This window comes from Streptomyces sp. NBC_00859, assembly GCF_045161865.1.
In the GTDB taxonomy this organism is placed as follows: domain Bacteria; phylum Actinomycetota; class Actinomycetes; order Streptomycetales; family Streptomycetaceae; genus Streptomyces.
In genome coordinates, this window is the sequence record NZ_CP108826.1 from 2705360 (window position 1) to 2724246 (window position 18887).

General features: G+C 70.7%; 15 protein-coding genes and 1 pseudogene. 8 read left to right on the forward strand and 8 right to left on the reverse strand.

What is annotated here, in order from left to right; genetic code table 11:
- Nucleotides 1–23: 23 nt before the first annotated feature.
- Nucleotides 24–647, reverse strand: a complete 624-nt coding sequence (locus OG584_RS11395; protein WP_405777586.1) for a chloramphenicol phosphotransferase CPT family protein — start codon at nt 645–647, stop codon at nt 24–26.
- A 58-nt stretch (nt 648–705) separates the two neighbouring features.
- Between OG584_RS11395 and OG584_RS11400 the strand changes: the two genes are divergently transcribed.
- Both OG584_RS11400 and OG584_RS11405 read left to right on the forward strand, forming a co-directional pair.
- Entirely contained in the window at nt 706–1167 is a 462-nt protein-coding gene (locus OG584_RS11400; protein WP_405777588.1) for a GNAT family N-acetyltransferase, read from the forward strand.
- Nucleotides 1168–1236: 69 nt separating this feature from the next.
- Nucleotides 1237–1821, forward strand: coding sequence for a Uma2 family endonuclease (locus OG584_RS11405; RefSeq protein WP_405777590.1), 585 nt, complete (start codon nt 1237–1239; stop codon nt 1819–1821).
- 77 nt (nt 1822–1898) lie between these two features.
- Here the strand turns inward: OG584_RS11405 and typA are convergent, their stop codons facing one another.
- Both typA and OG584_RS11415 read right to left on the reverse strand, forming a co-directional pair.
- Complete coding sequence (gene typA, locus OG584_RS11410; RefSeq protein WP_405777592.1) at nt 1899–3770, reverse strand: translational GTPase TypA; 1872 nt, start codon at nt 3768–3770, stop codon at nt 1899–1901.
- Nucleotides 3771–4098: 328 nt separating this feature from the next.
- Nucleotides 4099–6285: an ABC transporter family substrate-binding protein gene (locus OG584_RS11415; RefSeq protein WP_405777594.1), complete on the reverse strand. Its 2187-nt coding sequence runs from the start codon at nt 6283–6285 to the stop codon at nt 4099–4101.
- A 355-nt stretch (nt 6286–6640) separates the two neighbouring features.
- Here OG584_RS11415 and OG584_RS11420 point away from each other — a divergent pair, with 355 nt between their 5' ends.
- From OG584_RS11420 to OG584_RS11435, 4 genes are read left to right on the forward strand one after another with little or no spacing between them, the layout of a single operon-like run.
- The gene (locus OG584_RS11420) at nt 6641–6955 is read left to right on the forward strand and encodes a hypothetical protein (RefSeq protein ID WP_405777596.1); all 315 of its coding nucleotides are present in this window, start codon (nt 6641–6643) and stop codon (nt 6953–6955) included.
- 28 nt (nt 6956–6983) lie between these two features.
- On the forward strand, nt 6984–7808 hold the full coding sequence (locus tag OG584_RS11425; RefSeq protein ID WP_405777598.1) for a hypothetical protein: 825 nt from the start codon (nt 6984–6986) through the stop codon (nt 7806–7808).
- A gap of 14 nt (nt 7809–7822) precedes the next feature.
- Complete coding sequence (locus OG584_RS11430) at nt 7823–9805, forward strand: fumarate reductase/succinate dehydrogenase flavoprotein subunit (RefSeq protein WP_405777600.1); 1983 nt, start codon at nt 7823–7825, stop codon at nt 9803–9805.
- A complete protein-coding gene (locus tag OG584_RS11435) occupies nt 9802–10572 on the forward strand; it encodes a succinate dehydrogenase/fumarate reductase iron-sulfur subunit (protein ID WP_405777602.1) in 771 nt (256 codons plus the stop codon). Before OG584_RS11430 ends, OG584_RS11435 begins: the two co-directional genes overlap by 4 nt.
- Before the next feature lie 199 nt (nt 10573–10771).
- Here the strand turns inward: OG584_RS11435 and OG584_RS11440 are convergent, their stop codons facing one another.
- Nucleotides 10772–11758, reverse strand: coding sequence for a glycoside hydrolase family 18 protein (locus OG584_RS11440; protein ID WP_405784000.1), 987 nt, complete (start codon nt 11756–11758; stop codon nt 10772–10774).
- Nucleotides 11759–12073: 315 nt separating this feature from the next.
- Between OG584_RS11440 and OG584_RS11445 the strand changes: the two genes are divergently transcribed.
- Together OG584_RS11445 and OG584_RS11450 are read left to right on the forward strand one after the other, a co-directional pair.
- On the forward strand, nt 12074–14152 hold the full coding sequence (locus tag OG584_RS11445; protein WP_405784001.1) for a TPM domain-containing protein: 2079 nt from the start codon (nt 12074–12076) through the stop codon (nt 14150–14152).
- Nucleotides 14153–14246: 94 nt separating this feature from the next.
- A complete protein-coding gene (locus OG584_RS11450; RefSeq protein ID WP_405777604.1) occupies nt 14247–14963 on the forward strand; it encodes a PspA/IM30 family protein in 717 nt (238 codons plus the stop codon).
- 18 nt (nt 14964–14981) lie between these two features.
- Here the strand turns inward: OG584_RS11450 and OG584_RS11455 are convergent, their stop codons facing one another.
- From OG584_RS11455 to OG584_RS11470, 4 genes and pseudogenes are all read right to left on the reverse strand, one after another.
- The gene (locus OG584_RS11455; RefSeq protein ID WP_405777606.1) at nt 14982–15191 is read right to left on the reverse strand and encodes a DUF397 domain-containing protein; all 210 of its coding nucleotides are present in this window, start codon (nt 15189–15191) and stop codon (nt 14982–14984) included.
- Nucleotides 15173–15546, reverse strand: a pseudogene (locus OG584_RS11460) (DUF5753 domain-containing protein); the annotation flags it as partial. The gene OG584_RS11455 and the pseudogene OG584_RS11460, both read right to left, overlap by 19 nt.
- Nucleotides 15547–15698: 152 nt before the next feature.
- Nucleotides 15699–18212 (reverse strand): SpoIIE family protein phosphatase, encoded by a 2514-nt coding sequence (locus OG584_RS11465; protein WP_405777608.1) that lies wholly within the window; start codon nt 18210–18212, stop codon nt 15699–15701.
- A 154-nt stretch (nt 18213–18366) separates the two neighbouring features.
- Nucleotides 18367–18771, reverse strand: a complete 405-nt coding sequence (locus OG584_RS11470) for an ATP-binding protein (protein ID WP_405777610.1) — start codon at nt 18769–18771, stop codon at nt 18367–18369.
- Between the last annotated feature and the right edge of the window lie 116 nt (nt 18772–18887).

Consider the following 18887-nt stretch of genomic DNA (forward strand, 5'->3'; position numbering starts at 1 on the left):
TTCAGGGCCGGTGCCCTCCGTCGCTACGCGTTCGGCACACTCGGCGTCAACAGCCGCTCCCGCAACTGCTGGAAGGCGGTGGGACGCGGACGGCCCGGCAGGAAATCCCTGATCCGTTCGGCGCACTCCAGCGGACTCAGCACGCTGGTGTCGCATTCGATGTCGTGGATGCCGTGCGCGTGCACCCGGGCGAACTGCTTCGCCGCGAGTCCCGACGGGCGGTCGCCGCGCTCCCCTTCGCGCCGCTCCAGCTCCGGCAGCGGACAACGCACCCCGACCAGGAGGACGTTCTCCGGGACGAAGACGGAGACGCAGTCGGCCACCCGCCAGCTCTGGCTGAACACGTGGTCCACCACGATGTTGTTGCCGCCGGCCGCCATGCCCGCCGCAGCCCGGTGGAAGCCGCGGCAAGTGCTGTCGAGGACGTCCTGGAACTGGTGCGGCAGGATCTCCCGCTTCGAGCGCATCGCGTGGAAGGCGTCCACCGGGAAGTGGAAGTACCGGTCGTCCAGAATGCGCAGCAGCTCGGTCGCGATGCTCGACTTGCCCGAACTGGACGTGCCGTTCAGGAAGATGACCGTGCCGCCGGGCGGCTGACCGGTGTGTGCGGGACCGCGGCGGGCGGTGTCGGAGGTGCCGGTATCCATGCGCTCACCCAACAGGGCTGGCTCGGGCACCGCAAGACACATGTGTTTCGATGCTCGGATGACTGCTCACGTACGCCTCCGCCGGGACTCCGACCTGGATGCCTGTGTCCGGATACTGGCCGAAGTGCACGCCGGGGACGCCTACCCCCTCCACTGGCCCGCCGACCCCGCCGGCTGGCTCACGCCGGACGGTCTGCTCGGCGCCTGGGTGGCCGAACTCGACGGCACGGTGGCCGGGCACGCGGTGCTCTCCGCGGGCGAGCGGCAGGGCACCTGCGAGGTGAACCGGCTGTACGTCTCCCCGGCCGCACGCGGCCACCGCATCGGTGAGCTGCTGATCGGCCGTCTCACCGTCGCGGCCAGGGAGTCGGGGCTGCGCCCGCTCCTGGACGTGGTCACCACCAACACCGCGGCGGTCGCGCTCTACGAGCGGCTGGGCTGGATACGGACGGCCACCGTGCACGCGTACTGGACCCCGGACCCGGCGGTGATGATGCACCAGTACCGGGGGCCGGCCTGACCGCAGCCGGGGCGGGAGCAGCCCCCGGAGCGACAGATACCCGGGCGCCAGCCTCGCTACCCTTCGCCTATGGACTACGCGAAGATGCGCGCGATCGCCGAGGATCTCACCGCCTACGCCGAGCAGCTGGAGGGGTCCTGGAATGTAGAGATCGGCCCCAGCGGACCTTTCCTCGCAATGATGAGCCCTTCGAAGCGCCACGAGGGCACAGTCCGTCGCATCCGCAACCAGCTCAATGAGCAGCTCGCCGCCACCCACCCCGGGTACATCTGTGAGAACGGCCCGGAGATCGAGCACCCCGAGATCGGTCGCATGCGGCGCCCCGATGCTCTCGTCATCCCCGAGGCGGCGCTCGACGAACCGGGGCTCGCCGTCGACGCCACCCAGGTCCTGGCCGTCGTCGAGATCGTCTCCCCCTCGAACCCGGAGAACGACTACGGCGACAAGCTCGCCGAGTACCCGGCCATGGGGATCGGGCTCTACCTGATCGTCGACCCTCGCACCGGGACCATCGAGGTCCACTCCGAGCCGTGCAAGGACCGCTACCGGCAGAAGGCCCCGTACATCTTCGGCGACACGGTGGCGCTCGGCCCGTGGGCCGTGGAGACGAGCGGCTTCCTCCGGTACGGGAAGCCCGGCGACCAGGTGCGCTGAGGACAGGGGCGGAAAACGCCCGGCCCCCCACCAGTCATGGTGGGGGGCCGGGCGGGGGCCCAACGGGCAGACCGGCGTCAGCGCTTGGCGCGCGAGGCGCTGCGGCCGCGCTCCTTCTGGTCCAGGACGACCTTGCGGATACGCACGGTCTCCGGGGTCACCTCGATGCACTCGTCGTCGCGGCAGAACTCCAGCGACTGCTCCAGCGACAGCTTCCTGGCCGGCACCACGTTCTCCGTGGTGTCCGCGGAGGCGGCACGCATGTTGGTGAGCTTCTTCTCCTTGGTGATGTTCACGTCCATGTCGTCGGCGCGCGAGTTCTCGCCGATGATCATGCCCTCGTAGACCTCCGTGGTGGCCTCCGTGAAGATGACACCGCGCTCCTGGAGGTTGACCATCGCGAACGGCGTCACGACGCCCGCGCGGTCCGCGACGAGCGAACCGTTGTGGCGGGTCCGCAGGTCGCCGAACCACGGCTCGTGGCCCTCGAAGATCGAGTGCGCGATGCCGGTGCCGCGGGTCTGCGTGAGGAACTCCGTACGGAAGCCGATGAGGCCGCGGGACGGGACGATCCACTCCATGCGGACCCAGCCCGAACCGTGGTTCGTCATGGTCTCCATGCGGCCCTTGCGGGTCGCCATCAGCTGGGTGATGGCGCCGAGGTGCTCCTCGGGCGAGTCGATCGTCATGCGCTCGATCGGCTCGTGCGTCTTGCCGTCGATCTGCTTGGTGACGACCTCGGGCTTGCCGACGGTCAGCTCGAAGCCCTCGCGGCGCATCTGCTCGACCAGGATGGCGAGCGCCAGCTCACCACGGCCCTGGACCTCCCAGGCGTCGGGGCGCTCGGTGTCCAGGACGCGGAGCGAGACGTTACCGACCAGCTCGCGGTCCAGGCGGTCCTTGATCTGCCGGGCGGTGACCTTGTGGCCCTTGCCGCCCTTGCCGACCAGCGGCGAGGTGTTCGCACCGATGGTCATCGAGATGGCCGGCTCGTCGACCGTGATCAGCGGCAGCGCGATCGGGTTCTCGGGGTCGGCCAGCGTCTCGCCGATCATGATGTCCGGGATACCGGCGATGGCGCAGATGTCGCCGGGGCCGGCCTTCTCGGCAGGCTTGCGGGTGAGCGCCTCGGTCATCAGCAGCTCGGTGATGCGGACGTTGGCGATCGTGCCGTCGCGCTTGATCCACGCGACGGTCTGGCCCTTGCGCAGCTCGCCCTGCTCGACACGGCAGAGCGCGATACGGCCGAGGAAGTTGTCCGCGTCGAGGTTGGTGACGTGCGCCTGGAGCGGGGCGTCCTCGTCGTACTCCGGCGCCGGGACGCTGGAGAGGATGGTGGAGAAGAACGGCTCCAGGTTGTCGCTGTCCTGCGGGACGGTGCCGTCCGCGGGCTTGGTCAGCGAGGCGACGCCGTCACGGGCGCACGCGTAGACGATCGGGAACTCGATCTGGTCCTCGTCGGCGTCGAGATCCAGGAAGAGGTCGTACGTCTCGTTGACGATCTCGTCGATCCGGGAGTCCGGACGGTCCGTCTTGTTCACGCAGAGGATGACCGGCAGCTTGGCGTCCAGGGCCTTGCGGAGCACGAAGCGGGTCTGGGGCAGCGGCCCCTCGGAGGCGTCGACGAGGAGAACGACCGCGTCCACCATCGAGAGACCGCGCTCGACCTCACCGCCGAAGTCGGCGTGGCCGGGGGTGTCGATGATGTTGATCGTGATGACGTCGCCGCCATCCTTGGGGTGGTACTTCACGGCCGTGTTCTTGGCCAGGATCGTGATGCCCTTCTCACGCTCCAGGTCGTTCGAGTCCATCATGCGGTCGTCGAGGTGCTCGGCGGCGTGCGCGGCGAACGCGCCGGCCTGCTTGAGCATGGCGTCGACCAGGGTGGTCTTGCCGTGGTCGACGTGGGCGACGATGGCTACGTTACGGATGTCGTGGCGCGTGGGCATGGGTGGCTTGCGCTTCTCTCAGCTCGTGGGATGCGGCGTCTGTCCTGGTACGCCCGCCGGGCGGACGCGCCACGGCCAGTCCCATGGTACGGGGCCCGCGAGCCCGGGGCTTCCCGGGCGGCGTTCAGCGGCCCTCCGGCCTTGCGCGGCAAGGGTTCGGCGGGCTCCTGGCGGGGTCCGCCCGCTGGGCCGTGGCGCTGGAAACGACCTTGCCCGCCGACAGGGCCGGCGGGCAAGTGGGCGATCGGGCAGCGCTCCGGTCGAAGACCGGCCGCACCGCGACGACCTGCGGTTCCACGGAGGTACGGAGGGTGGCTGCGGCAGCCGCTCAGGACCTCTTGGCGGACTTCAGGAAGCCGATGTCCTGGTAGACGGGGGAGGCGAAACCGAAGGCTCCGGCGTTCGCGACACCCCGCTTGGCCGCGATGAGTTCCGGCCGCTGATAGAGCGGAATCGATCCTGCGGTGGCCCAGATATGGGCGTCGGCCTGCTTCACCAGGTCCCGCGCCGTCTTGTCGTTCAGCTCGCCGGAGGCCCGGTCGAAGAGCTGGTCGATGCGGTCGGTGCCGACCCGGGTGTAGTTCTGGTCGATCAGGAGCGAGCCGTCGGACGCGACGCCGGGCTTGGCGTAGATCGGCCGGGCGTCGGTGGCGGGGAAGGCGGTGGCCGGCCAGGAGTAGATGGCCAGGTCGAAGTCGCCGGACGCGACGTGGTCCTTGAAGTACCCGGCGCTGTCGACCTTCGTTACCACCGTGCGGATACCGACCGCGTCCAGCTCCTGCGTGATCTTGTTGCCGACGCTGTCGATCACCTCCGAGCCGGGGCCCGACGGCAGGACGAAGCGCAGGGTCAGCGGCTTCCCGTTCTTGCCGAGCGCCGCTGCGGGCGCGGCTGCGGCCGGGGCCGGGGCCGCGCTTCCCTTGGGTGCGTACGCGCCCGCGACCTGGTGCTTCTCGTCCCCGGACACGGTGCCGGACTTCGAGTCGTCGGACGATCCGGCCGCGGACTTCGACGCCCCGGGCCCGGCTGACGCCTCGGGCCTACCCGACTGCTCGGGCTTCCCGGATGCCGCCGGGCCGGCCGAGGCGCTCGGCGTGCCCGATGCCTCGGGCTTGCTGCCCGCCTTGGTGCCCGGGTCCGTCTTGCGCGCCCCCTGGGCCGTCCAGCCCGCGTCGGCGAGCAGCGCCTGGGCCTGGCGTGCGTCGTGGCCACCGATGGCCCCGCTGTTGTCGGCGTAGTCGTCCTGGCCCGCGAGCGCGAGATGGCTGCCGGGCGGCAGGGCGGGCAGTCCGAGCGGCTTCAGTACGTCGGACGCGATCTCCTTGCGGTCCAGGGCTCTGGCCACCGCCCGGCGCACCCGTTCGTCCGTGAGCGGGCCCGTGCTGCCGTTCATGGCCAGCTGTGTGAAGGCGGGCTCCAGGGACTTGCGGAGCACGTAGCCGTGCAGGCCCGCCTGCTGCCGCGCGTACTCCTTGCGGTCCTCGCGGGTCTGCTCGGCGGCCCTGCTCGCGGCCTCCTGGGCCTGCGGGCCGTCCGCACCGTGCGCCGCAGCCCAGTTCAGCAAGGCGTCGGCGGGCTGTACGTCGCTGCCGGGGCCGTGGGTCAGCGGCTGCCCGTTGCTGCCGTCCTTGCCCGCCTGGGTGATCCGGCCGGCCAGCGGCCCGTCGACGTCCGCCAGGTCGAGGGAGCCGGCGGTGAGTGCCCCGGTGCGGTCGTCGGCCGGAACGGCGCTGAGGACCAGCGAGTCGAGCTTGGCCTGGTCACCCCACCAGTGCGGATTGCGTACGAGAGTGGTCTGCTTGGCCCCCGCGTTCACGCTCTTGATGCTGAACGGCCCCGCCGTCGCCGCGAGTGTCTTGCGCGCCCCGTCGTTGAAGCTGTCCGGGGTGCTCATGACCTCCTTCGGGTACAGGGGGGTGAAGAGCGAGCGCCAGTCCGCGTAGGGCTTGTTGAAGGTGACCTCGACCTCCAGGTCGTTCTTGCCCTTCTCGATCTTCTCGATCCGGTCGTAACCGGCGTTGCGCGCGGTCCAGAACCCCGAGTCCTTGCCGCTGAGCGCCCTCCACTGGGCCAGGAAGTCGGCCGCCCCGATCTCCCGGCCGTTGCTCCAGACCGCCTTCTGGTTGATCCGGTAGCGGACCACCTGCTTCGGCTCCTGCTTGATGACGTCGGCCGACTCCAGGTAGTCGGAGTTGAGCTTCGGCCGCCCCGAGCGGTCGAGTGTGAAGAGCGCGGGCAGCACCGCGCCCGCGATCCGTGAGGTGGTCCCGTCGGCGTCGGCCTGGAAGGTGTTCAGAGTGGCCGGCATCGTATCGACGGCCCAGTGCATGGTGCCGCCGTCCGCGACCCGGGCGCGCGACGTGGTCGCGATGTCCGGGCCCACCGACTTCGCGCTGCTGTTGTGCTCGTCACTCGAACCGCACCCGGCCAGCACGGGCAGCGCGAGTACACCGGTGGCGAGGAGCGCGACGCTGCGACGCTTCGCTCTCCCGTGTGAGACGCCGACGTGGGACATGGCTGGTACCTCCGGGGCCGACTCCGTCCACCCCTGCTGGGAATGAACGTGAATCTTGGGGTTTGGTGGCATTTCATGTTGATCACACCTATGACCCCTTCACTGAAGGGGAGGCCCCGCGCCGTCCGCGGGAGACACGGCGCGACACCCCCCGAACCCCACCCGTGCGGCGCAATGAGGGCGCGCACCGGCGCACCGGGGCCGCCCCGAGGGGGCACACACGGGCGTGCGCCACCGGTCCGCACGCGGCGGATCCGGCGGATCCGTCCGTATCCCTTCACAAGCGGGATGTGACGCGCGACACTCTCCGACGCGCGATCGTTTGCCGTCCGCACCGGCGGAAGTGAGGCACGCCATGCCCCTGCAAGACGACTTGACCGCTGCTCAGCGCTGTCTCGACGACCTGGTCCGCTCCCTCGGCCTGCTGGAACAGCGGCTCGGCAGCGGACTGGAGATCCGCCGGGTCCGTACGGACGCCGGCCATCTGCGCGAGAGCCTCGCGCTGCTGCGTGAGGCGGTACCGGCCGCCGGCCCGGCGGCCGGCCCCGATCTGGTCACCATGTCCGACACCCCGTACGACACCGCGCTCTGGTCGTCCGCCGCGTCAGCGGCGGCCGCCGACTACGTGGACGACGAAGGGATCGGCGCCCGCGACCGGCACGCCCCCTGAACTCAGGATCGGCCGAATGGAGCCCCCGTTGGCAACAGGCACGGAACCCCGGCCCAGCCCCGGAACAGGCGTGCACGACGCATCGCGCGCCGCTATCGCCGCCCGCCACCTGCGCACCGACCGCTGGTGGCTCTCACCCGCGGTGACCGCGGCCGGGCTGCTCGCCTTCGTCGTCTACTCGACCTGGCGGGCCTTCGCGAACGCCGACTACTACGCGGCGCCCTACGTCTCGCCCTTCTACTCCCCCTGCCTGGCCGACAGATGCGTACCCATGCGGCACGGGCCGAACTGGGACCTCTTCGGCAGCTGGTGGGGCATATCCCCCGCCATCCTGATCCTGGTCTTCCCGCTGGGCTTCCGGCTGACCTGTTACTACTACCGCAAGGCGTATTACCGGGGCTTCTGGGCCTCCCCGCCCGCCTGCGCGGTCGCCGAGCCGCACAAGAAGTACAGCGGCGAGACCCGCTTCCCGCTGGTCATGCAGAACATCCACCGGTACTTCTTCTACGCGGCCGTGATCATCGCCGGAATCCTGACGTACGACACCGTCATGACCTTCCGCGACGCGCACTACCACTGGGGCCATATGGGCCTGGGCTCCGTGGTGTTCCTGCTCAACACCGTGCTGATCTGGGCGTACACCGCCTCCTGCCACTCCTGCCGGCACATCGTGGGCGGCCGGCTGAAGCACTTCTCCCGGCACCCGGTGCGCTACCGGCTCTGGGGCTGGGTCAGCAGGCTGAACGCCCGTCATATGCAGCTCGCCTGGGCTTCGCTGGTCAGCATCGCGGTCGCCGATTTCTACGTCTACCTGGTCGCTTCCGGTGTCTTCGACGATCCGAGGTTCTTCTAGATGAGGTTTTTTGGATGACGACTCAGCTCGACCGGCAGCAGTGGGACGTCGTGGTCGTGGGCGCGGGAGGCGCCGGACTGCGCGCCGCCATCGCCGCCCGCGAACAGGGCGCCAGGACCGCCGTGATCTGCAAGTCCCTCTTCGGCAAGGCCCATACGGTCATGGCCGAGGGCGGGATCGCCGCGTCCATGGGCAATGTCAACTCGGGCGACAACTGGCAGGTGCACTTCCGCGACACCCTGCGCGGCGGCAAGTTCCTCAACCAGTGGCGGATGGCCGAGCTGCACGCGCAGGAGGCGCCCGACCGGGTCTGGGAGCTGGAGACCTGGGGTGCGCTCTTCGACCGAACGCCGGAGGGGAAGATCTCCCAGCGCAACTTCGGCGGCCATGAGTACCCACGCCTCGCCCATGTCGGCGACCGGACGGGACTGGAGCTGATCCGCACCCTCCAGCAGAAGATCGTCTCGCTGCAGCAGGAGGACGAGCGGGAGTTCGGCGACCCGGAGGCGCGGCTGAAGGTCTTTCAGGAGTGCACGGTCACCCGGATTCTCACCACCCCGCCGGAGGGCGGCGCCGCAACGACCGCGCCGGATGGCGGTCCCGCCACGGGTGACCGGGTGGCGGGCACCTTCTGCTACCAGCGCGAGTCCGGCCGGTTCTTCGTCCTGGAAGCACCCAGCGTGGTCCTCGCCACAGGCGGCATCGGCAAGTCCTTCAAGGTCACGTCGAACTCATGGGAGTACACGGGTGACGGGCACGCGCTGGCGCTGCTCGCGGGCGCGCCGCTGCTCAACATGGAGTTCGTGCAGTTCCACCCGACCGGGATGATCTGGCCGCCCTCGGTGAAGGGGCTGCTCGTCACCGAATCGGTGCGCGGCGACGGCGGGGTGCTGCGCAACAGCGAGGGCAAGCGATTCATGTTCGACTACATCCCCGATGTCTTCAAGGAGAAGTACGCGGAGTCCGAGGAGGAGGGCGACCGCTGGTACGAGGACCCGGACACCAACCGCCGTCCGCCCGAGCTGCTGCCGCGCGACGAGGTCGCCCGCGCCATCAACTCCGAGGTCAAGGCGGGCCGCGGCTCGCCGCACGGCGGGGTCTACCTCGATGTGTCGACGCGGATGTCCGCCGAGGTCATCAAGCGCCGGCTGCCCTCCATGTACCACCAGTTCAGGGAGCTGGCCGATGTCGACATCACCGCTGAGGCGATGGAGGTCGGCCCGACCTGCCACTACGTGATGGGCGGGATCGCGGTCGAATCCGAGACCGCGGCGGCGCTCGCCGTGCCGGGGCTGTACGCGGCGGGCGAGGTCGCGGGCGGGATGCACGGGTCGAACCGGCTGGGCGGCAACTCCCTCTCCGACCTGCTGGTGTTCGGCCGCCGCGCCGGCCTCCACGCGGCGCGCCACGCGGCGTCGCTCCCCGTACGGCCAGTGGTCGACGAGGACCGGATCGACGCGGCGGCGGCCGAGGCGCTGCGGCCCTTCAGCGCCGAGAGCCCGGACGCGGGGAGCGGATCCGCGGCAGCGGCGGAGAACCCGTACACCCTCCACCAGGAACTCCAGCAGACCATGAACGACCTGGTCGGCATCATCCGCCGCGAGGCCGAGATGGAGCAGGCCCTGGAGAAGCTGGCCGCGCTGCGGATACGGGCCCGCAGCGCCGGGGTCGAGGGGCACCGGCAGTTCAACCCCGGCTGGCACCTCGCACTCGACCTGCGGAACATGCTGCTGGTCAGCGAGTGCATCGCGCGCGCGGCACTGGAGCGCACCGAGAGCAGAGGCGGGCACACCCGTGAGGACTGGCCCGACATGGAGCGCGGCTGGCGCGGGATCAATCTGCTCTGCCGGCTGGCCGACCCGGCTGCGGCGGAGCCCGGCTCGGGCCAGATCTCGCTCGTCCGGAAGCAGACCGTGCCGATCCGTCAGGACCTGCTCGCCCTCTTCGAGAGGGAAGAGCTGGTCAAGTACCTCGCCGAAGAGGAGTTGAAGAGTTGAGTTCGTACGAAGCGCACTTCAGGGTCTGGCGCGGGGACCCGGACGGCGGGGAGCTGCGCGACTTCACCGTCGAGGTGAACGACGGTGAGGTGGTCCTCGACATCATCCACCGCATCCAGGCGACCCAGGCGTCCGATCTGGCGGTGCGCTGGAACTGCAAGGCGGGCAAGTGCGGTTCGTGCAGCGCGGAGGTCAACGGGCGCCCGCGGCTCATGTGCATGACACGGATGTCCGTCTTCGCACGGACGGACACGGTCACCGTGACCCCGCTGCGCGCGTTCCCTGTCGTCCGGGACCTGGTGACGGATGTGTCGTTCAACTACGCCAAGGCGCGGGAGGTGCCGGCTTTCGTACCGCCCGAGGGGGTGAAGCCGGGCGAGTACCGGATGCAGCAGGTGGACGTGGAGCGCTCGCAGGAGTTCCGCAAGTGCATCGAGTGCTTCCTGTGCCAGGACACCTGCCATGTGGTGCGCGACCACGAGGAGAACAAGGCGGCTTTCGCCGGCCCCCGGTTCCTGATGCGGGTCGCGGAGCTGGACATGCACCCGCTGGACGCCGCGGCCGATGCGGGGCTCGACCGGAAACGGACCGCACAGGAGGAGCACGGGCTGGGCTACTGCAACATCACCAAGTGCTGCACGGATGTCTGCCCGGAAGGCATCAAGATCACCGACAACGCGCTGATCCCCCTGAAGGAACGGGCCGTGGACCGGAAGTACGACCCGCTGGTCTGGCTGGGCAGCCGGATCGGCCGCCGCCGGGAGTAGCCGGGGCCGTCGGCAGCAGGTGGTTCTCCCCGGGGGGAACCGGGGCCGTCGGCAGCAGGTGGTGGTGCGCGCACGGCCCGGCGCGGGCACCCCGCGCCGGTCGCCGAAGGCCCGTAGGGGGTTGCCTTACCGGCGCCGGCCGCTGCCGCGGTCCCGGCCGGGTGACGTCTTCGGTGGCGGCCGGCGGTGCGGGGCCGTTTCAGTTCCACCCCTTGCGGTAAGCCGTCCAGTCCCCCTCCGTGGCGGCGAAGTCGACGTACAGCGCGACCCCGAATTTCTCCCGGTCGCGGTCCTGCCGGCCGAGGCCGAGCCGGACCCCGCGCACCGCTGCCGCGACCGTCTCCGCGGACGCGATGTGACCCGGCTTGGTCTCGTGGTAGAAGGGCAGACCCATCAGCAAGTCCGTTGATTCCGGGGTGACTTCGAGGGCGAGCTCCGTCTGCTCGGCGACCGCGCCCCCGTACAGGCTCGGCAGCGGCAGCGCGGTGTCGTACGACATCACGGCGATCTGGTCCACCCTGCGGGCGACCTCGCCGAAGAACCTCTGCGACCAGTACTTGGGGTGTCCGCTGAGCGCGCCCGCGACGGCGTGCGCTGCGGGCAGCGGGTCTATCTGGTGGGACGCGACGGACAGCAGCACGCCCCGGTCCCTGGTGAGTTCACGCAGGTCGTCGAGGAGCGCCAGGTAGTCGCGGTCGCCGGAGTGCAGCGGCTCCAGGTCGAAGTGTGTTCCCTCGAACCCCGCGTCGATGACTCCGCGCGCGGAGTCGACGATCGCGCTGCGGGACGCGGCGCGGGTGAGGTCGAGACCGTCCGGGCTCTCGGTGGCCAGCTTGTCGCCCAGCCATGCCTGGACACGCACGCCGGGGATCTTCCGGTGTACGGCCGCGATGAGCCACTTCGCCTTGGCGTAGCGGCCGGGCGGCAGGGTGCCGTCGTGCTCCAGGGGGCCCGCGTGCACATAGAGGTCCCGCAGTCCGGTCCCCCGGAGCCGGGCGGCGAGTGCGTCCACGTCGGCGTCCTTCTTGCGGCCGTCGACCCACGCGTGGCCGAGCCAGATGGCGTCCCGGCCTCGGGTGCGGGTGCCGTCGCGGTAGTCGCCCGCGTCGTTGGCGCGCAGCGCGATGCCCGCGGCGAGCACGGGGACGACGAGGAGGACGGCGGCCCCGAGCGCCGTCCGCTTCAGCCAGGTGCGCGCCGGTCTTCGCCCGGTCCTGCCGTGCGGTGCGCACCGGACGAGCAGCCCGGCCAGTGCGCGCCGCACACGTATGCCTGCGGATCTGACCTGCACCACGCCCCCCACGAGCTCGTACGGTCGGCCCCACAGACTAGGCCCTCCGGCCGCTCTTTGCGGGCCGGGCGTCGCGCGGCCGCGGAGACCGGCCGGACAGGGTCCTGGCTGCGGTCGCGGAGCCCACAGGACGGTCATACGCTCCCAAATGTGACGCCGCCCGAGATATCCGCACGGCCGCACACCGCCGTCCGCGCAGCACCGGCCGCCGTGCTCGCCGCCCTGGCCACCGTGCTCGCCGCGGTGTGTCTGCTGGCTGCCCCGGTGCCGGTCGCCCACGCTGCGGACCCGCCGGTCCTCTCGTCGAACGGGCAGGTCACCGACAAGGTGAACGCACTCGGGGACCGCAAGCACGCGGTCGCCGGGGCGCTCGCCTCGCTGTACCGCAAACGGCACGTGCAGCTCTTCGTCGTCTATGTGCGGGACTTCTCCGGGCAGCCCGCCCAGGAGTGGGCCCACACCACGGCGAACAAGAACGGGCTCGGCCGGGACGACATCCTCCTGGCGGTCGCCACGCACGCACGCCAGTACGCGTACTCGGCGGACAGCGGCACCACCAGGTTCACCACGGCCCAGCTCGCGGACGTCGCCCGCGTCGCCGTCGAACCGCCGCTCGTGCAGCACGACTGGGCGGGCGCGGCCATCGGGGCCGCGAACGGTTACAGCGCGGCCCTCGCGGGGCAGCCCGTGCCCACCCCGGCCATCACCCCCGGCGCGTCCGACCCCGGCGGCGGCAGCACCGTCGACATGGGCAACGGCGCCCTGCTGGTGCCGCTCGGCCTGGTGGTCGTGGTCGGCGGCCTGGCGATCTACGCGTACACCGTCAGGAGGCGGCGCGCGGAGAGCAGGACGACCCCCGGCAGTACCGCCCAGCAGCAGGGCTGGGGCGGCGCGGGCACCGAGGCGGTTCCGCTCTCGCAGCTCGACGCCGAGGCCGGAAAGCTGCTGGTCGGCACGGACGACGCGATCCGCACCAGCACGGAGGAACTGGGCTTCGCGGTGGCGCAGTTCGGGGACGGGGCCGCGGAGCCGTTCACCGCGGCGCTGACGTATGCCAGGAGCGAGCTGACCACGGCGTTCCGGCTCCGCCAGCAGCTCGACGACTCGTATCCCGAGGACGACACCGTACGGCGGCAGATGCTGGAGGAGATCATCGCCCGCTGCACGGAGGCCGACCGCCGGCTCGACGAGGAGTCGGAGAGCTTCGACCGGCTGCGCGCCCTGGAGCGGAACGCCCCGCAGGCGCTGGCGGCCACGGAGACCGCCTTCCGGGCCACCGCGGGGCGTACCGGGGCAGCCGAGTCCACACTCGCCGCGCTGCGGGAGCGGTACGCGGACTCGGCATCGGCTGCGGTGACCGGGAACGTCGAGCAGGCCAAGGACCGGCTGCTCTTCGCGACGAACAGTCTCAACGAGGCCCGGCAGTCGGTGGCGGGCGGCGACAACGGCCGGGCGGCGGTCCATGTCCGGGCGGCGGAGAGCGCCGTGGGCCAGGCCACCACGCTCATCGACGCGGTGGACCGGATGGCACGGGAGGTGGCGGAGGCGGAGGTCCGGCTGACCGGCGCGCTCACCGAGACGGACACGGATCTGGCGGAGGCCCGCGGCCTGCTCAGGGGCACCCCGGCCGGGACCTCCACGGCCGACCTCCAGGGGCGTATCGCCCGTGCGGAGACGGTGACGGCCGGGGTCCGGCAGGAGCAGCAGGCGGGACGGTACGACCCGATCGACGCGCTGCGCAGGACCGAGGAGGCCGACGCCTCCCTGGACAAGGCGCTGGACGGCGCCCGTGAACACGAGGAAGGCACCCGCAGGGCCGCCGAACTCCTCGAACCCGCGACGCTGACGGCGCGCTCCACGATCGGGGCTGCGGCCGACTACATCACGACGCACCGCGGTGCGGTGGGCACCCAGGCCCGTACCCGGCTGGCAGAGGCCCACCGCCATCTGGAGCAGTCCCAGGCGCTCGCGGCGACCGACGCCCAGGGAGCGCTGTCCGAGGCCCAGCAGGCCGACTCACTGGCCGGGCAGGCCCAGTACCTCGCCGAACAGGACGTACGGGCCTACGGGAACCAGTACGGCGGTGGCACGGGCGGAGGAATGGGCGGTGGCTCCGGTGGCGGCATGGGCGGCGCGGTGCTGGGCGGGATCATCCTCGGCGGACTGCTCGGCGGGGGGCGCGGGGGCGGCGGTTTCGGCGGGGGGTTCGGAGGCGGGAGCGGCCCGGGTCCCGGCAGCTTCGGCGGCGGCGGGACACGCGGCCGGATGGGCGGCGGCGGCCGTTTCTGAACGGAACGGCCACGGCGGACCCGACAGACACGCAACACACGCACGCAACACACGCACCGGTACAACGGATTCGACCAGCGAACGGAGCAAGACCATGCCGGAGAAGCAGACCGTGCTCGGCCGCGTGGCCCAGCTGGCCAAGGCCAACATCCACGCGATGATCGACCAGGCCGAGGACCCGCAGAAGATGCTGGACCAGCTGATCCGCGAATACACGGACAACATCGCGGAGGCCGAGCGGGCCGTGGCCGTCACCATCGGCAATCTGCGCCTCCAGGAACAGGACCACCGCGAGGACGTGGCCGCTGCCACCGAGTGGGGCGCCAAGGCGCTGGCCGCATCGAAGCGGGCCGACACCCTGCGCGCCGCGGGTTCGGACGCCGACGCCGACACCTTCGACAACCTCGCGAAGGTCGCACTCGGCCGCCAGCTCCAGTCGGAGAAGGAGGCGAGCACGGCGCAGCCCGCCATCGCCGCGCAGAACGAGGTCGTGGAGCAGCTCAAGTCAGGCCTGGACCAGATGAGGAGCAAGCTCACGGACCTGAAGTCGAAGCGCGACGAGCTGGTGGCGCGCTCGAAGACCGCCCACGCGCAGAACACGATGATGGACGCGGTCAAGAGCGTCAACGTCCTCGACCCGACGAGCGAGATCGGCCGCTTCGAGGACAAGGTCAGGCGCGAGGAGGCGAGGGCCATGGGCCAGCGGGAACTCGCGGCGTCCTCGCTGGACGCCCAGTTCGAGCAGCTGGACACCCTCGGGGACACGGCAGAGGTGGACGCGAGGCTGGCGGCGCTCAAGTCACGGGCGTAGGACCGCAGAGCCTGCGCGTCAGGCGCTCACGTCGCCGCGCTTCACGGCGGAGACGAAGGGCGCCCACCCGGTCGCGCCGAACGCGAGGACGGGGCCGTGCGGGTTCTTGCTGTCGCGGACGGGGACGACGTCATTGCAGCCGTCTGCCACCTCGACGCACTCGCCGCCGTCCTGATTGCTGTAACTGCTCTTGCGCCATGCAGCGGCGCTCAGCTCAGTGGATCGCACGGAACCCCCTCCAACATGCGCATGATGTATTTCCGCGACTCAGCGGGCGTCAGGGCCAGGTCGCGCACGGCATCGTACCGGAGCCGCAAGTTCTCAACGGTGCCGGCTTCTTCGATGAGTTCACCGCCCAGCCCGTTCTCCACGTACGCAACCGTACGCCCCTCCGGTAGCCGGAGAACATCGCTGTCATGTTCGCCAGCCCGTGAAGTCCGGCGCTCATCGGCAGCACTTGGAGAGCCACTTTGGGCCGCTCCCCCACCTCGCCCAGGTGCTCCAGCTGTTCCCTCCACGCCTGCGCGTCACGGCATGGCGTGCGCAGCACCACCTCCGAGAGGATGGTGCGAAACGGAGGGGCGGCGTGGCGCTCCCTCCAGGGCGCCACGGCCCACCCGAACGGCACGCCCGTAACAGCGCCGCTACGCACCGCAATTCATGGCGGGTGGGCCCGGCAGCAATACGGCACAACACCCGATGAACCGGCCCACAGCACGGCCGCACCGCCTCGGACTAGTACATGCTCAGCAGCTGCTCCACGCTCAGCTCGGGCGTGGGCGCGCCGTCCGGCAGGGCCAGTTCGAACCAGACCGTCTTTCCGCGCGGGGTCCTCCGTGAGCCCCAGGCCGCGCTCAGCAGACCGACCAGCTGGAGCCCCCGGCCGCCCTCGTCCGTGTCGCGGGCGCGGCGGCGGCGTGGCTGGACCAGACCCGCGTCCCAGACCTCGCAGACCAGGGTGCGGTCGAGGAGCAGACGGAGCCTGATCTCGCCCTCGCCGTAGCGCAGGGCGTTGGTGACCAGCTCGCTGACCAGGAGTTCGGTCGTGTCGACCAAGTCGTCCAGGTTCCAGTCGACCAGCTGCTCCCGGGCCAGCTCGCGGGCCCGGCCCACCGAGCGCGGCTCGCGGGGCAGGCTCCAGTCACCGACCGACTCCTCCGGCAGCCCCTGGATACGGGCCATCAGCAGGGCGATGTCGTCCTCGCCGTGCTCGGTGTCCAGCGTGTTGAGCACATGGTCACAGACGTCTTCGAGCGGGCGCTCGGAGTGGGTGAGGGCTTCGCGGAAAGCGCTCAGGCCCTCGTCCAGCGGATGGTCGCGGGACTCGACGAGTCCGTCGGTGTAGAGCGCGAGGAGCGCGCCCTCCGGTATCTCGACCTCGACCTCCTCGAACGGTTCGCCGCCGACACCCAGCGGCATGCCGGGCGGTACGTCGAGCAGCAGCGCCGGCTCACCCGGTTCGACCAGCACGGGCGGCAGGTGCCCGGCGTTGGCGAAGGTGCAGCGCCGGGTCACCGGGTCGTACACCGCGTAGACGGCGGTCGCGAGGTAGACCTCGGAGAGATCGGCCTCGCGGGACTTGTGCGCGGCACGTGAGGCCTGCTGCGTCCCGCTCGGGGTGCCCAGTCCGCGGGCGATCTCGTCGAGCGCTTCGAGTACTTCGGCGGGCTCCAGGTCCAGCAGCGCCAGCGTCCTTACGGCGGTGCGGAGTTCGCCCATCGCGACGGCGGCCCGCAGTCCGTGGCCCATGACGTCGCCCACGACCAGCGCCGTCCGGTGCCCCGGCAGTTCGATGACGTCGAACCAGTCGCCGCCGACCTCACTCGCCGTGTTGCCGGGCAGATAGCGGCAGGCGATGTCGAGCCCGGCCGCCTCGGGGTCGCCGGGCGGCAGCAGGGAACGCTGGAGTATCAGGGCACGTTCGTGTTCGCGCCGGTAGAGCCGGGCGTTGTCGATACAGACCGCGGCGCGCGCGGCGAGCTCCACAGCCAGCGAACGGTCCCGCTCGCCGAAGGGCTCGCTGCCCTTCGTACGGGAGAACTGCGCCAGGCCGACCACCGTGTCGTGGGCGACCATCGGCACGGCGAGCGTCGACTGGACATGGCCGCCCTGGGAGCCGGGCACGGAGCGCACCTTGCCGGTGCGCAGGGCGCTCGCGCACGGCGAATGGAACGCGTAGCGGTGGACGGCGCCGAGCTCGGGGCCGTCGTCCGAGCCCGTCAGCCGGACGTCGGAGACGGCGCTGGCATAGGCGACACGGCGCAGTTCGGCGCTGCCGTCGGCGCTGCCCTTGGGCGATTCGTCACCGGCCAGCAGCCCCTGGTACAGGTCGACCGCCGCCAGGTCGCAGAAGCCGGGGACGGCCACGTCGAGGAGTTCACGGGCGGTGGTCTCCAGATCGAGGGAGTTCCCTATCCGGGCGCCTGCCTCGTTGAGCAGGGCGAGGTTGCGCCGGGCGTTGGCGGCCTCACGGGCCGCGACGTGCCGGCGGGTGACATCGGTGCCCAGCCCGGCGACGCCGATGGGGGCGCCCGCACCGCTGTGCACGCGGTAGAGGTTCACCGACCAGTGCCTGTGTTCGGAACTCCCCGGCGCGGAACCGATCAGCTGGAGGTCGGTGACGGGGCGTCCGGTCTCCAGGACCCGCTTCAGCGCCGTGGTCATCCGGTCGGCCTCGGCACGGGCGAGGTAGTCGTGGACCGTACGGCCGCGGTGCTCCCCCACGTCGTCCCCGAACAGCTCCGCGAAGCGCTTGTTGACCCGCCGCACCGTCAGGTCCGTACCGAACAGCAGAAAGCCGAAGGGAGATTGGCCGAATATGGCCTGCGACGAGGCGAGGTCCGATTCGATCTGGCGGAGCACCCTGACGTCGACAACGATGCAGACAGCGGCCCGTCCGCCGTCAGCCGTCTCCGTGGGCATCACATACAGCTCGGCGAGCCCCTGCGCCTCCGGCCGGTCCGGCATCCGGAAGGGGACCAGCCCGGTCCACTCCTTGCCGTCCAGGATCTCGGCGACCCTGCCGTGCCCTCTGCCGCGCGCCTGCACCGGCATGAAGACCTCGACCGGGTCCACGCCCACGGCGTCACGGGCGTCCACGCCGAACAGCTCCTCGGCCCTCTTGCTCCACTGCTCCACCAGCCCGTCGGCCCCGATCGAGAACGAGGCGACCCTGATGTAGTCATAGATGGAGCCGGGCGGACTGCTCTGCCATACGACATCGCCCGTCGCACCGGATATATCGCTCACGCGACCGTCCCCTCCAGCTCACCACGCACCGAACCGACCCAGGTGGCACCCCGCAGTATTCAGCACTACGGCCCCAACCGGCACGGCGTTCACGATCACAGCACGGTCTCAGTCACTTTCGGACACCCGGCCGCGATCGCGTCCCACTCCTCTCCTAACCAGACTGGGCCAGCTCGAACCACACCGTCTTGCCCGATCTGCCGCGCGCCGTCCCCCAACGCTGCGCCGAACAGGCCACGAGCTGCAGTCCCCGGCCCCCTTCGTCGTCGGGACCCGCCGCCCGCTCGCGGGGCGGATCCGGAAGCGGGTCGGAAACCTCCACGCGCAGGGTGGCTTGATCCAGTCGCGCGAGCCTGACTCCGATCGGCCCGGACGCGTGCCGCATGGAGTTGGTCACCAACTCACTCACGAGCAGCGTCGCGACGTCGCCGAACTCGCCGTCGAGTTCCCACGCGCGCAGGGTGTCCCGAACCGCCCGGCGCGCGACACGTACGGCATCGGGCTCGGCGGGGAAGGTCCACTCGGCACATCCGTCGTCGGTGTCGATCAAGCCGATCACTTCCCCATGCCGACCATGGACATGCGCCTTGATGAATAGGAGCTAACCAGCACATACCCTGTATTCACCGCAGATATCGGCTACACCGCGCTATATGGCAGACAGTGGCACGAACG

Coding starts and splice junctions, on each gene's coding strand:
- OG584_RS11395 (WP_405777586.1), bottom strand. CDS start 647: ATGGATACCGGCACCTCCGACACCGCCCGCCGCGGTCCCGCACACACC.
- OG584_RS11400 (WP_405777588.1), top strand. CDS start 706: ATGACTGCTCACGTACGCCTCCGCCGGGACTCCGACCTGGATGCCTGT.
- OG584_RS11405 (WP_405777590.1), top strand. CDS start 1,237: ATGGACTACGCGAAGATGCGCGCGATCGCCGAGGATCTCACCGCCTAC.
- typA (WP_405777592.1), bottom strand. CDS start 3,770: ATGCCCACGCGCCACGACATCCGTAACGTAGCCATCGTCGCCCACGTC.
- OG584_RS11415 (WP_405777594.1), bottom strand. CDS start 6,285: ATGTCCCACGTCGGCGTCTCACACGGGAGAGCGAAGCGTCGCAGCGTC.
- OG584_RS11420 (WP_405777596.1), top strand. CDS start 6,641: ATGCCCCTGCAAGACGACTTGACCGCTGCTCAGCGCTGTCTCGACGAC.
- OG584_RS11430 (WP_405777600.1), top strand. CDS start 7,823: ATGACGACTCAGCTCGACCGGCAGCAGTGGGACGTCGTGGTCGTGGGC.
- OG584_RS11450 (WP_405777604.1), top strand. CDS start 14,247: ATGCCGGAGAAGCAGACCGTGCTCGGCCGCGTGGCCCAGCTGGCCAAG.